10 protein-coding genes and 2 pseudogenes are annotated in these 12,808 nt (G+C 72.6%); 9 read left to right on the top strand and 3 right to left on the bottom strand.

The window, feature by feature from the left end:
* Nucleotides 1-129 precede the first annotated feature (129 nt).
* Nucleotides 130-405, bottom strand: a pseudogene (locus tag ACFZB9_RS10530) (DNA-binding protein); the annotation flags it as partial.
* A 231-nt stretch (nucleotides 406-636) separates the two neighbouring features.
* Between ACFZB9_RS10530 and ACFZB9_RS10525 the strand changes: the two are divergent.
* From ACFZB9_RS10525 to ACFZB9_RS10510, 4 genes are all read left to right on the top strand, one after another.
* Nucleotides 637-2,130: a purine-cytosine permease family protein gene (locus ACFZB9_RS10525; RefSeq protein ID WP_391445621.1), complete on the top strand. Its 1,494-nt coding sequence runs from the start codon at nucleotides 637-639 to the stop codon at nucleotides 2,128-2,130.
* Nucleotides 2,131-2,393: 263 nt separating this feature from the next.
* Nucleotides 2,394-3,191, top strand: a complete 798-nt coding sequence (locus ACFZB9_RS10520; RefSeq protein ID WP_391445619.1) for a spermidine synthase — start codon at nucleotides 2,394-2,396, stop codon at nucleotides 3,189-3,191.
* 96 nt (nucleotides 3,192-3,287) lie between these two features.
* The gene (locus ACFZB9_RS10515) at nucleotides 3,288-4,706 is read left to right on the top strand and encodes a pyridoxal-phosphate dependent enzyme (RefSeq protein ID WP_391445617.1); all 1,419 of its coding nucleotides are present in this window, start codon (nucleotides 3,288-3,290) and stop codon (nucleotides 4,704-4,706) included.
* Between the two features lie 173 nt (nucleotides 4,707-4,879).
* A complete protein-coding gene (locus ACFZB9_RS10510) occupies nucleotides 4,880-5,224 on the top strand; it encodes a hypothetical protein (RefSeq protein ID WP_391445615.1) in 345 nt (114 codons plus the stop codon).
* Nucleotides 5,225-5,342: 118 nt separating this feature from the next.
* Here ACFZB9_RS10510 and ACFZB9_RS10505 read toward each other — a convergent pair whose 3' ends face one another.
* Nucleotides 5,343-6,341, bottom strand: coding sequence for an aminodeoxychorismate lyase (locus tag ACFZB9_RS10505; RefSeq protein WP_391445613.1), 999 nt, complete (start codon nucleotides 6,339-6,341; stop codon nucleotides 5,343-5,345).
* A 211-nt stretch (nucleotides 6,342-6,552) separates the two neighbouring features.
* On the opposite strand from ACFZB9_RS10505, the gene ACFZB9_RS10500 reads away from it, so the two are divergent.
* A complete protein-coding gene (locus tag ACFZB9_RS10500; protein WP_391445611.1) occupies nucleotides 6,553-7,287 on the top strand; it encodes an alpha/beta fold hydrolase in 735 nt (244 codons plus the stop codon).
* 18 nt (nucleotides 7,288-7,305) lie between these two features.
* On the opposite strand, the pseudogene ACFZB9_RS10495 reads toward ACFZB9_RS10500, so the two are convergent.
* Nucleotides 7,306-7,395 (bottom strand): annotated as a pseudogene (locus ACFZB9_RS10495) (PT domain-containing protein); the annotation flags it as partial.
* 203 nt (nucleotides 7,396-7,598) lie between these two features.
* On the opposite strand from ACFZB9_RS10495, the gene ACFZB9_RS10490 reads away from it, so the two are divergent.
* The 4 genes from ACFZB9_RS10490 to ACFZB9_RS10475 are packed head-to-tail and all read left to right on the top strand — an operon-like array spanning nucleotide 7,599 to nucleotide 12,719.
* Nucleotides 7,599-8,660 carry a 3-oxoacyl-ACP synthase III family protein gene (locus ACFZB9_RS10490; RefSeq protein WP_391445609.1) on the top strand — a complete coding sequence of 354 codons (1,062 nt, stop codon included), beginning with the start codon at nucleotides 7,599-7,601 and terminating at the stop codon, nucleotides 8,658-8,660.
* Nucleotides 8,661-8,665: 5 nt separating this feature from the next.
* Nucleotides 8,666-9,589 (top strand): hypothetical protein, encoded by a 924-nt coding sequence (locus tag ACFZB9_RS10485; RefSeq protein ID WP_391445608.1) that lies wholly within the window; start codon nucleotides 8,666-8,668, stop codon nucleotides 9,587-9,589.
* Nucleotides 9,586-11,676 carry a fatty acid CoA ligase family protein gene (locus ACFZB9_RS10480; protein ID WP_391445606.1) on the top strand — a complete coding sequence of 697 codons (2,091 nt, stop codon included), beginning with the start codon at nucleotides 9,586-9,588 and terminating at the stop codon, nucleotides 11,674-11,676. The genes ACFZB9_RS10485 and ACFZB9_RS10480 overlap by 4 nt, the downstream gene beginning before the upstream one ends.
* Nucleotides 11,673-12,719 carry an NAD-dependent epimerase/dehydratase family protein gene (locus ACFZB9_RS10475; RefSeq protein WP_391445604.1) on the top strand — a complete coding sequence of 349 codons (1,047 nt, stop codon included), beginning with the start codon at nucleotides 11,673-11,675 and terminating at the stop codon, nucleotides 12,717-12,719. Before ACFZB9_RS10480 ends, ACFZB9_RS10475 begins: the two co-directional genes overlap by 4 nt.
* Nucleotides 12,720-12,808 lie beyond the last annotated feature (89 nt).

The raw sequence follows: 12,808 nt of genomic DNA, 5'->3' as shown, positions 1-12,808 counted from the left end.
CGGACTCCTGTCACCGCTTCGGGGGAGTAGAACTACCGCTCGTCAACCCGCTGGCGGACGGCGACCGACGGGTCACCGGTGCACCGGCCAGAGCCCCGCCGGTGCCCGGTCCCCCGCCGCCGGCGGTTCTCAGGCCTTGACGACCTCGACGGCCGCCCCGCACAACAGGGTCAGGTCCTCGGTGTCGGAGCTGAGGACGGTGACCGGCCCCGGTGCGGTCCGGGCGATCGCGGCGAGGACGGCGTCGATCGCGTACGTGTGACCGTGCAGGCGGTGCGCACGCAGCAGGGCGGCCGCGCGATCGGCGATTTCCCTGGTGACGTCATGGACGTCGATGCGGGAGAGGACCCACGCGATCCGGGCGGGATGGATGCGCTCGCAGTCGGCCTCCAGGCCCGCAACAGCCCACCTGTGACCACGGTCACATCAGGACGAAATGGCCAAGCCCCGCAGCGATCACCCGCCCCCGGGGCGCCGTTTTCCGCTCCTACCGGTACCCCCAGGGAGTAACGGCATCAATCGGGTTACATCTGGAGCAAAGTAGGATGGCTTAACTCTCGTGCTACGCGCGAAGAGTTCCATAAATGTTCCACTTGTCCGTTTTACTCCCCGCTTCACACGCACGGAGCCACCCTCATGGACAACCTGTCCACCGCCGACAATGCCGACGGCGCGATAGAGACCCGCGGTATCGAACCCGTACCGGACCACGAGCGTCATGGCAGAGTCCGCGAGCTCTTCCCGACCTGGGTCGCGGCGAACATCAGCGTCCTGCTTCTCACCATGGGTGCGGCCCTGGTGGTGTTCAACGCGCTGAACTTCTGGCAGGTCCTGATCGTCGCGGCGTGTGCCGCGGCCATCTCCTTCGGGATGGTCGGCGTCGTGTCGGTCTCCGGAAAGTGGGGCGGGGCCCCGGGTGCCACGCTCTCGCGGGCCACCTTCGGGGTTCGCGGCAACCTCTTCCCCGGCGCGATCCTCTGGATCGCCCGGTTCGGCTGGGAGACGATCAACGCGGTCACCGGCGCCTACGCCGTGCTGACCGTGCTCGACCTGCTCTTCGGCATCAAGAGCAACACCGCGCTGATCGTCGTCACGCTCTTCCTCTTCGTCGCCTGTACGTTCCTGGTCTCCGGCATGGGCCGGAAGGCGCTGAACGTCTGCAACACCTGGTCGACGTACCTGTTCGGCATCTTCAGCGTCCTGGTGCTGGGCTACCTGATCGCGCACATCCACTGGAGCGAGGTCTTCTCCAAGCCCGCGGGCACCACCGCGATGGTGATCGCCGGTGTCGGCACGATCGCCGCCGGTGGCATCAGCTGGGTCCCCACCGGCCCGGACTTCGCGCGCTACCTGCCGCGCGCTGCCTCGGGCAAGAAGATCGTCGGCGTGACGGTCTCCGGCGCCGGCCTGGTCATGGTGCCGATGGTGCTGATGGGTGCCGTCATGGCGGTGGCCTCCCCCGGTCTGGCCCAGGCCTCGGACCCGGTCTCCTTCCTCGGCGACCTGCTGCCGACCTGGCTGGCCGTGCCGTACCTGCTGACCGCGATCATCGGCATGCTGCTGATCAACAGCCTCTCGATGTACTCGGCCGGCTTCACCGCCCAGACGATGGGCGTCAAGCTGCCGCGCGCCATGGCCGTCAGCATCAACGCCGTGATCTCCCTGGTCGGCGGCCTGATGCTGATGCTGGTCGCGAAGAGCTTCCTGGGCTCGTTCATCACCTTCCTGATCCTGCTGGCCGTCTCCTTCTCGGCCTGGATCGGCGTCTACGCGGTGGACATGTTCCGCCGCCGGACGCGTGCGGTGCGCTACGACGCCGCCGCGCTGATGGACACCAGCCGGAACAGCCGCTACTGGTACAAGGCCGGCTTCTGCTGGCAGGCGATGGTCTCCTGGGTGGCCGCGCTGCTCCTCGGGCTCGCCTTCACCAAGTGCGACTGGTTCTCCGGCCCGTTCTCCGGCACCCCGATCGGCAAGTACGGGCTCGCCTGGGCGGCGACCATCGTGATCTCCGCCGCGATCATGGCCGTGCTCCCGACGCCGCGCGAGAACACCTCCGGTACCGCCGAGGAGACCGCCGCTGCGAAGGCCGAGCAGGCCGAGGAGACCGGGCAGCCGGTCACCGTCTGACGCCGCGAGGTACCGCCGACGTACTCACGTACCGACGTACTCACGTACCGACGTACCGACGTACTCACGTACCGACGTACCGACGTACCGACGTACTGACGTACTGACGTACTGACGTACTGACGTACCGAGGCGAGAACGCCGCGCTCCCCGAGCACCCGCTCGGGGAGCGCGGCGTTCGGCGTTTCCGGCATCGGGCCCTTCCCGCCCCTGCTCGCGGCTAGAGTCGACCGGATCAAGTAGCCGAAACCGAGGTACCACGCATGTCCCTGCTGCCCGACGTCTCCGAACTGCCCGACCGCGACCACCAGCAGCCCCCGGTCACGCTCGACCGGCGCGACGGCCCGTACGGCGAGGTGGTGCTCCGCCGGCGGGGCGAGGACCTGGAGATCATCGCCAACGGCTGCTTCCTGATGGACACCGCCGACGGCCGCTCCGAGCGGCTGCTGATCCAGGCCGCGCTGGACCAGCTCAGCGGCAACCAACTCACCGGCAACCAGCTCATCGGCGACCAGCTCGCGCCGGTGGCCCGACCCTCCGTCCTGATCGGCGGCCTCGGCGTCGGTTTCTCGCTCGCGTACGCGGCCGCCGAGCCGCGCTGGGGGCGGATCGCGGTGGTGGAGCGGGAGGAGGCGATCATCGACTGGCACCGCGCCGGGCCGCTGGCCGCCTTCTCCGCCGGGGCGCTGGACGACCCGCGGGTGGAGATCCTGCACACCGACCTGCTGGCCTACCTGGACGGCACCGGGAGCAGCACCGGGTGCGGCACCGAGGACACCCGGGCGACCTACGACGCGACCTACGACGCGCTCTGCCTCGACATCGACAACGGCCCGGACTGGACCGTCACCGACTCCAACTCCGGCCTCTACCGGTCGAGCGGGCTGGCCGCCATCCAGCGGCGGCTCAACCCGGGCGGTGTGCTGGCCGTCTGGAGCGCCCAGCCCTCCGCCGCCTTCGAACAGGCGCTGCGCACGGCCGGCTTCACCGAGGTGCACACCCTGGAGGTCACCGTCGCACGCGGCGTGCCGGACGTGGTGCACCTGGCGCGCCGGCTCTGACCTCCCGCTCCGCCGCCGGACCACCGCCGGACCTCCGCCGGACGCTACGACGCTGCTGCTGCGAATGCTGCAGATGCTGCGGATAGTGTGCGGCGCATGGAAACCCATGAATCCCTGCTCGAACTGATCGGCAACACGCCCCTGGTACGGCTGCGCACGCCCGACGACGAGCACGGTGCCGCCGTCTACGCCAAGTTGGAGTACCTGAGCGCCGGCGGCAGCGTCAAGGACCGGATCGGCCTGCGCATGATCGAGGAGGCCGAGCGGTCCGGGGCGCTGCGGCCGGGCGGCACGGTGGTGGAGGCCAGTTCGGGCAACACGGGTGCGGGGCTCACCATGGTCGCGGCGGCCAAGGGCTACCGGGCGGTCGTCGTGCTTCCGGACAAGACCAGCGGCGAGAAGATCGCCACCTTGCGCGCCTACGGCGCCGAGGTGGTGGTCCGGCCCGGTGGGCTGCCGCTCCAGGATCCCGAGCACATCCTGAACGTGGCCGGCCGGATCGCCGAGCAGACGCCGGGCGGCTGGTTCGCCGGGCAGTACGGCAATCCGGCCAACCCGGCCGCGCACTATCTGACCACGGGGCCGGAGATCTGGCGGCAGACCGACGGGCGGGTCACCCACCTGGTCTCCTGCGTGGGCACCGGCGGCACCATCAGCGGCACCGGGCGCTTCCTCAAGGAGGCCAGCGGCGGCACGGTCCGGGTGATCGGCGCGGACCCGGCCTCCTCGGTCTACTCCGGCGGCGACGGGCGGCCGTACTTCGTGGAGGCCGCCGGGCGGTTCCGCCACCCCGAGACGGCCGAGGACGTCTGGCCCGACTCCTACCACCAGGAGGTGGTGGACGAGATCCTGCCGATCCCCGACCGGGACTCGCTGCTGACGATCCGCCGGCTCGCCCGCGAGGAGGGGCTGCTGGTCGGCGGCTCGGCCGGCACTGCGGTCACGGCCGCACTGCGGGTGGCGGCCGGTCTGGGGCCGCAGGACCTGGTGGTGGTGATCCTGCCGGACTCCGGGCGGCAGTACCTCTCCAAGTACTTCAACGACGACTGGATGCTGCGCCAGGGCTTCCTGGACGGCGACCCGGGCGCCCCACGGGTGGGCGACGCGGTGCCGGCCGCACTGCGCGCGCACCCGCTGCCGTATCTGCACCACCACAGCACGGTCGGCCAGGCCTTGGAGGTGCTGCGGGCCCGCCAGGACGCGGGGGCGGAGCCCGTGCTGCCGGCCGGCCCGGCCCCGGTCGCCCCGGGGCGCCAGCCCACCACTCCCGAGCTGGCGGGCACGGCCTCGCTGGAGCAGCTGACGGCGGCCCTGGCGCGGGGCACCGCGGCCTCGGGCGATCCGATCAGCGAGCACCTCGGGGCGCCGCTGCCGCTGTTCGGCACCGGCGAGAACGCGGCGACGGTGCTTGCCGAGCTGACCGAGCGGGGTGCGGGAACAGCCGTGGTGGTGCACGACGGGCACGGGGTCGGGCTGGTCGGACCGGCCGAACTGCGCGCGCTGCTGGGGGCATAGCTGCTCATTGCGTTCCCGGAACATCCGACGGGTCTGGTAATGCGACGAGATGTCCACCGTGTTTTTCGGACACCGTGGAGTCGCAGGCACCTGGGACTGTTGCCCAGCGGTGCGCCGCCGGATGCTTGTCGTCGAGACAGACGCCACCGAATGCAAGGAACGCAAGGAGCGTCATGACGGAGGAACTGACCCTGCTGGCGGAGGCGGGCGCCGCAGCTCTGGTCACCGCGATGGCCACCGACCTGTGGCAGGGCACCAGAGAGGCCGCGCTCGGGCTCTTCCGCCGGTCCGAGCGCGGCCAGCGCTGCGCGTTCGAGGACCGGCTCGACCGCAATGCCGCGCTGGTCCGGGCGGCCGCCAGCCCGGACACGGTGCGGCGGGCGCTGTTCGGCTTCTGGGCCCAGGAGCTGGCGGCGCTGCTGCACCAGACCCCGTCCTGTCGCGAGCCGCTGGCCCAGCTGGCCGGGCGGGTCAGCGCGGCCCTGACGGCCGATCAGCCGGATGCCGCCTTCGAGTAGGCGCCCGCCCGGACGCCCACCCGGACCCCGGCCCGGGCGCCGGACACCGAGGGGCGGCCACCGAGGGCCGGGCAGGCCCAAGGCCATCACGCGCCGACGACGCCACCCGCCCAGGCCGTCAAGCGCTGCTGCCGCCACCCGTGCCACCCGCAGCGGCTCCGGCCGGCAGCGCCCGTACCAGGGCCGCGATCTGCGCGTCGTAGCGGCTCGGCGGGCACGGCACGCCGTCGAGACTGCGCACCCGCGCGCCGAGGCGGACGCTGGAGAGCAGCCAGACGCCCTCGGCCGCGCGCAGCTCCCCGACGGACAGCCGGGCGAACTCGCACTCCCAGCCCGCCTCGGAGGCCGCCGCGAACAGCGCCTGGAGCGTGATGCTGGGCAGGATGCCGAGTTCGGGTGTGGGGCTGAGCAGCCGGCCGCCGGTGAGCAGCAGGACGGCGGCGGTCGGCGCCTCCAGCACCGTGCCGTCCTCGGCGAGGAAGATCGCCTCGTCCGCCTCGTGCTCGCGCGCCCAGCGCTGGGCGGCCATGTTGACCGCGTAGGAGAGCGTCTTGGCGCCGTTCAGCAGCCAGGGCGCGCGCTCGGGCGGGGCGACCACGGTGCCCCGGGTGAGGGTCAGCGCCCGTACGCCGTCGCGGCGCGCGCGCAGCGTGCTGTCCGGGACGGCGTCGATGAGCACGTACGCGCTCTCCCGGTCACCGCCCTCCGGACCCCGGGTCAGCACCAGCCTCGCGTAGGACTCGCCGACGGTGCCGTGGTGGGCGATACCGACGGCCAGCGAGCGCCGCCAGTCGGCGCGGTCGGGTGCGCGCAGCCCGAGCGCGGCGGCCGACCTGGCCAGTCGGTCGAGGTGCGCGTCGAGGTGGACGGGGCGGCCGTCGGCGACCAGCAGCGCCTCGAACACGCCGTCTCCGCGCAGCGCGGCCAAGTCATCGGCGCGCAGCTCGGGTTGGGTGCGGTCGGCGACGGTGCCGTCGAGCCGCACGAGGATGCCGGTCGACGCCTGGGCGGGCGGGGCGACGGACGTTGTGCCGTTGGCGCCGGGCACCGCGGCGCCGTGCTGGTCGTCCGGGTGCGGGCGCTGGTCAAGGGCCGCGGGGCGGGTGCTCTTCTCCATACCGGGCATCCTGCCCGCCGGCCCCGGCCGCCGCCCGCGCGGCGAGCCGTTGCCGGCGCAGGCGTTCACCCCGCCGGCCCCGCCACGCCGCACCCCGGCCGCCCGGCGGGCCTTCGACGTGTCAACCGCCCGCTGTCGGCGGCGCCGAGTACGGTGACAGTCGATCGGACAGGTGCCGTGCAGGTGCCACGCGGGTCCCACGGAGGCGACCATGACCAGCTACGTTCTCGTGCCGGGTGCCGACGGCCGTGCCTGGTACTGGCACCGGCTGGTGCCCGAACTGCGCGCGCGGGGGCACCAGGTGGTCACCCTGGACCTGCCCGCCGACCCCGCCGCCGACCTGGACACCTTCGCCGACGCGATCACCGGGGCGATCCACCGGTCCCGGGGAGAATCCCGGGGCGCGTCCCGGGGAGAGCAGACGTCCGACCGGCTGGTGCTGGTGGCGCAGTCGCTCGCCGGCTTCTCCGCGCCGCTGGTCTGCGAGCGGCTCCCCGTCGACGAGTTGGTGCTGCTGAACGCCATGATCCCGGCGCCGGGTGAGACGGCCGGGCAGTGGTGGGAGCGGACCGGACAGCCACAGGCCCGGGCCGCCTACGCCACCGCCACCGGCCGGGACCCGCAGGCCGACTTCGATCCGCGGGTCGAGTTCTTCCACGACGTGCCGCAGGAGCTGACCGAGTACGCCCTGGCGCAGGAGGTCGGGCAGCCTCCGGCCGCACTGTTCGCCCAGCCCTGGCCGCTGACCGGCTGGCCCGAGGTGCCCACCCGCGTGCTGCAGGGCCGGGAGGACCGCTTCCTGCCCCTGGAGTTCCAGCGGCGGGTGGTGCGCGAACGGCTGGGTCCGGGCCGTGTCCCCGCCGTCGAGGAGATCCCCGGCGGCCACCTGGCCGCGCTCAGCCGGCCGAGCGAGCTGGCGGCCCAGCTGCTCCGGACCGACCGCTGATCCCGACAGCCGACCGGACGGCTGATCAGACGGTTGATCAGACGGCCGATCCAACGGCTGCTCGGACGGCTGCTCGGACGGCAGATCCGATGACTGACGCTCCCTCATGTGCCCCTTGAGGCACATGAGTCACGCGAGTCACGTGAGGTGCGTCACTTCCCCGGCGGATTAACGCTTTCCTTGTCTACGCCTGGGTAGCTTGATGATCGCGCCGAGTGATCGACATCCGGGGGCTGTCCGCCGGCGCGCCATCAGCCGGGGTGCGGGGGGACCGGCGAGCAGACGAGCCCGGACAACAGACGGAGGGGACCATGACGTCCGACGCGGGGTACAGCCGGTTCGAAGCGCTTGGCGCGTACCTGCCACCGACGATCCAGTCCACACCTGAGCTGGTCGCGACCGTGGTCAAGGTTCCGGACGTGCCGCTGGAACGGATCACCGGGGTGCGGGAGCGGCGGGTGTACGACCCCCGCCCGGAGGCCGGCGAGGACTCCTACGGGCTGGCGCTCAAGGCGGCCCGCGACGCGCTCACCAACTCCCGCTACGACGGCGCCGATCTGGACGTGGTGATCTCGGTCTCGATCACCCGCTTCAAGGACGGCGACGACTTCTACTTCGAGCCCTCCTTCGCCGGGCTGCTGGCCAAGGAGCTGGGCGCCCGGCGGGCGATCCACTTCGACCTGTCCAACGCCTGCGCGGGCATGATGTCCGGCGTCTACCTGCTGGACCGGATGATCCGGGCCGGGATGGTGCGCACCGGCCTGGTGGTCAGCGGCGAGCAGTGCACCCGGGTCGCCCAGACCGCCGCCCGCGAGATGGCCGACTCCTACGACCCGCAGTTCGCCTCGCTGTCGGTCGGCGACTCGGCGGTCGCGGTGGTGCTGGACCGCTCGGTGGACGAGGCCGACCGGATCCACTACGTGGACCTGATGACCTCCTCCGAGTTCTCCCACCTGTGCCTGGGCATGCCCAGCGACCGGAGCGAGGGCATCGCCCTCTACACCGACAACAAGCAGATGCACAAGGAGGACCGGCTGCGCCTGTGGCCGACCTTCCACGGTGACCAACTCGCCAAGCAGAACCGCACGTTCGCCGACGAGGCATTCGACTACGTGATCCAGCACCAGGTCGGCACCCGCTTCGTGGAGTTCATGGACGCCACCGGGGCCCGCGAGTTCGGCACCGACATACCCGAATCCCTCACCGGCTGCGAGGTGTTCGGCAACACCGCGACCACCTCGCACTTCCTGGTCCTGCACAAGCACCTGACCGAGGGGACCGCCCGTCAGGGCGCCAAGTTCCTGATGGTCCCGGCCGCTTCCGGGATCGTCATCGGCACCCTGTCCGCGACCATCACCAACCTGGGGGTGTGACCCGTATGACCACTGTCATCAAGGCCGCCACGACCGCCACCGCACCGGCCGACGAGGCCGCCTCCGCGGTGCTCCTGGCCGGGCGCGCCGCCCAGGACTGCCTGACCGAGGCCCAGTTGTCCCCCGACACGGTGGGCGTCCTGATCAACGTCGGCGTCTACCGCGAGAACAACACCTTCGAGCCCGCCATCGCCGCCCTGGTGCAGAAGGAGGCGGGCATGAACCTGGACTACCTGGCCCACCGGGTGCCGGGTGCCGCCGCCTTCTCCTTCGACCTGATGAACGGCGCCTGCGGGGTGCTGAACGCGATCCAGGTCGCCCAGGCGCTGCTCAGCACCGGCAGCACCGAGCGGGTCCTGGTCACCGCCGCCGACGTGCACCCCGGCGGCCGCGCCGCGCTGGACCCCGACTACCCGTACGCCGACCTCGGCGCCGCCCTGCTGCTGGAGCGCTCGGCACAGAGCGAGGGCGGCTTCGGGCGGGTCGAACTGGCCGGCTCGGACCAGCCGTCGGCCGTCGCCGGCTACCTGCCGACCGCCGGCATGGGCAGCACCGGACGCGGCCGGATCACCGTCCGGCGCGACGAGGGCTTCGCCGACCAGCTGCTCGACCTGGCCGCCGGGACCGCGACCGACTACGCGAGCGCCGAGGGGATCGACCTGCGGCACACCCTGGTGGTCAGCTCCCGGCCGACCCCGGACTTCGGCGCCCGGCTGGCCGAGCGGCTGGGCCTGCCCACCGCGCAGGTGCTGGCTCCCGAGGTGCCGCAGGGCACCACCGGCCTGCCGCACACCGCCGCCCCGATCCTGGGCTACCTGCAGGCCGTCGAGCAGGGGCTGCCGGCCGGCGTGGACCAGTTCCTGTTCCTCGCCGCGGGCTCCGGACCGAGCGTGGCCTGCGTCAGCTACCGCCCGCAGGACGCCAGTTGAACACGGCGCAGGAGTCGGTCAGCGCCGACCTCGGCCTTGCCGAGCAACTGGCGCGCAACGCCCGGGACTTCCCCGGGAAGACCGCGATCAGCTACCCGGACGGCCGGGAGTCCGACGGCAGCGTCCGCTACCGCGATCTGACCTACGGCCAGCTGCAGACCGACATCGAACGGCTGTCGGCCGCCTTCACCGCACTCGGGATCGGGCACGGCACCAAGACGGTGCTGATGGCCCAGCCCGGCCCGGACCTGTTCGCGCTGCTCTTCGCACTGCTGCGCAACGGCGCCGTACCGGTCGTGGTGGACCCCGGCATGGGCATCCGGCGGATGCTGCACTGCTACCGGGCGGTGGGCGCCGAGGCGTTCATCGGACCGCCGCTGGCCCACGCCGTGCGCGTCCTGGGCCGTCGCGCCTTCGCCCAGGTCCGCACCAGCGTCACGCTGGGCCAGCGCTGGGGATGGGGCGGCCGCACCCTGGCCGAGCTGCGCGCGGGGGGCCGTCGGATCACCAGCCGCTCGGCAACTCCCGCTGCCGCTCCCGAGGTTCGCGGCGAGGACCTGATGATGATCGGGTTCACCACCGGCAGCACCGGCCCCGCCAAGGGCGTGGAGTACACCCACGAGATGATGGCGGCGATGGCCCGCGCGGTGCAGAACGCGCACGGCCGCCACCGCGAGGAGGTCTCGTTCGTCACGCTGCCGCTCTACGGCATCCTGGACCTGCTCTTCGGATCCACCCTGGTGCTGGCGCCGGTGGCGCCCGCCAAGGTCGGCAAGGCCGATCCGGCCCTGCTGGTGGCGGCGATGACCGAGCACCGCACCTCCACCATGTTCGCCTCGCCCGCACTGCTGCGGCTGCTGGGCGGGTATCTGATCAAGCGTCAGAAGCCGGGCGGCGCAACCGAGCTGCCCGACCTGCGCAGCGTGGTCTCCGGCGGCGCCCCGGTGCCTGCGCAGGTAGTCGCCGAACTGCGCCAGGTGCTCGACGAGAAGAGCGCGATCCACGTGACCTACGGCGCCACCGAGGCGCTGCCGATCACCTCGATCGAGTCCGCCGAGATCCTGGGCGAGACCGCCGCCCGGGCGCCGCTGGGTGCCGGGACCTGCGTGGGCCACCCGGTCCCCGGCACCGAGGTGCGGATCGTGCGGGTCTCGGACGATCCGCTGCCGGGCTGGCACGCCGAACTCGCGGTCCCGGACGGGACGGTGGGCGAGATCGTGGTGGCCGGCGCCTCCGTCAGCGCCGGTTACCACGCCGCGCCGAAGGCCGACGCCTCGCACAAGATCCGCGACGAGGCCACCGGCCTGACCTGGCACCGCACCGGCGACCTCGGCTACCTGGACACCGAGGGACGCCTGTGGTTCAGCGGGCGCAAGGCCCAGCGGGTCCGCACCGCCACCGGCGACCTGCACACCGTGCGCTGCGAGGGCGTGTTCAACGCCCATCCGCTGGTGCGGCGCACCGCGCTGGTCGGCGTCGGCGAACCGGGCGCGCAGCGGCCGGTGGTCTGCGTGGAGACCGAGGACGGGGTCACCGACGACCAGTGGATCGCGCTGGTGCCGGAGTTGCGCTCGCTGGCCGAGGGCGTGCCGCAGACGGCCGCCCTGGACACCTTCCTGCGCCACCCCGGCTTCCCGGTCGACATCCGGCACAACGCCAAGATCGGCCGCGAGCAGCTGGCCCGCTGGGCCGGGCAGCAGCTGGACCCGAACCGCGCCCGGATCTGGGCGCTGCGGGCCATCCCGCTGGCCGGCTGGGCCTATCTGGCAGCCGGGGCGATCCACCCGGTCGACCAGCGGGCGCTGAAGGCGCTGTGGTGGACCGATGCCTTTTTGAGCGTGGTGGTGCACGCCGCCCAGATCCCGCCGGCGCTACCCAAGGGACGGGCGGCCGGATACGGCCCGTGGACCACCGGGGCGCTCACCATGCTCTACGGCGCCACCTGGTGGCGGCAGTTGCCGGCGCCCGGCACCCCGCGCCCGGCCCGGCGCGGCCGCCCTGGCGCACCCGGCGGCGCTGTCCTACCCGGCGGGAGCGCCATACCCGGGAGCGCCATACCCGGGAGCGCGGGGGAGGCGGCGCTGTGAAGGTCCTGGTGACCGGCGCCTCCGGCTTCCTCGGCGGGCACCTGGTCGACGGCGCGCTGCGGGCCGGGCACGAGGTGCGCGCCCTGGTCCGCCCGACCAGCGACCTCTCCTACCTCGCCACCCTGCCCGGCCTGGAACTCGCCTACGGCGACCTGGGCGACGCCGACTCGCTGCGCGAGGCGGTCAAGGGCGTGGACGTGGTGCACCACAGCGCCGCCCGGGTGGTCGAGCACGGCACCCGGGCCCAGTTCACCGAGGAGAACATCGGCGGCACCACCCGGCTGCTCGCGGCGGCCCGGGAGGCCGGCGCGCGGCGGTTCGTCTTCATCAGCAGCCCCAGCGCGCTGATGGGGCGCTCGGACGGGGACCGGCTGGACATCGACGAGTCCGCTCCCTACCCGGACCGCTGGCACAACCTGTACTCGGAGACCAAGGCCATCGCCGAGCGGCGGGTGCTGGCGGCCGACCGGCCCGGCTTCACCACCCTCTCGCTGCGCCCGCGCGGCATCTGGGGTCCGCGCGACCACTCCGGATTCGTACCGCGCATGGTGGCCAAGATGCTCACCGGCAACCTGCCCGACCTGTCCGGCGGCAAGCGGGTGCTGGTCTCCCTGTGCCACTGCGACAACGCGGTCGAAGCCGCGCTGCGGGCGGCCGAGGCCCCGGCCGAACAGGTCGGCGGGCAGGCGTACTTCATCGCCGACCAGGAGCAGACCGACCTGTGGGCGTTCCTGGCCCGACTGGCCGGCCTGTTCGGCGGCCGGCCGCCGACCAAGCGGATCCCGCCACTGGTTCGCGACGCCCTGGTGGAGGCGATCGAACTGCTCTGGCTGATCCCGCCGTTGGCGGCCACCCGGGAGCGGCCGCTGAGCCGCTACACGGTGGCGCTGCTCACCCGCTCCACCACCTACCGCACCGCGGCGGCCGAACGGGACTTCGGCTACCGGCCGGTGACGGACCAGGAACTCGGCCTGACCCGGCTCCTCGAATGGGTCGAATCGATCGGCGGCGCCCAGGAGTTCGCCCGGCTCGGCGGCTCCTGAGGTGGCCTCCGGCCGGGCCCGGCAGGGCCCGGCCACCTCGCACCCTCCGAACAACCCAACGCCCTGTGGCATCACACCCTTGGCATCGA

This window comes from Kitasatospora sp. NPDC008050 (genome assembly GCF_042957465.1).
GTDB lineage: Bacteria > Actinomycetota > Actinomycetes > Streptomycetales > Streptomycetaceae > Kitasatospora.
The sequence above is the reverse complement of the archived record's forward strand: the minus strand, read 5'-3'. Positions and strand labels throughout refer to the sequence as shown.

Bases quoted from the DNA above. Each gene is read 5' to 3' on its own strand.
- ACFZB9_RS10525 (WP_391445621.1), top strand. From the start codon at position 637: ATGGACAACCTGTCCACCGCCGACAATGCCGACGGCGCGATAGAGACC.
- ACFZB9_RS10520 (WP_391445619.1), top strand. From the start codon at position 2,394: ATGTCCCTGCTGCCCGACGTCTCCGAACTGCCCGACCGCGACCACCAG.
- ACFZB9_RS10515 (WP_391445617.1), top strand. From the start codon at position 3,288: ATGGAAACCCATGAATCCCTGCTCGAACTGATCGGCAACACGCCCCTG.
- ACFZB9_RS10510 (WP_391445615.1), top strand. From the start codon at position 4,880: ATGACGGAGGAACTGACCCTGCTGGCGGAGGCGGGCGCCGCAGCTCTG.
- ACFZB9_RS10505 (WP_391445613.1), bottom strand. From the start codon at position 6,341: ATGGAGAAGAGCACCCGCCCCGCGGCCCTTGACCAGCGCCCGCACCCG.
- ACFZB9_RS10500 (WP_391445611.1), top strand. From the start codon at position 6,553: ATGACCAGCTACGTTCTCGTGCCGGGTGCCGACGGCCGTGCCTGGTAC.
- ACFZB9_RS10490 (WP_391445609.1), top strand. From the start codon at position 7,599: ATGACGTCCGACGCGGGGTACAGCCGGTTCGAAGCGCTTGGCGCGTAC.
- ACFZB9_RS10485 (WP_391445608.1), top strand. From the start codon at position 8,666: ATGACCACTGTCATCAAGGCCGCCACGACCGCCACCGCACCGGCCGAC.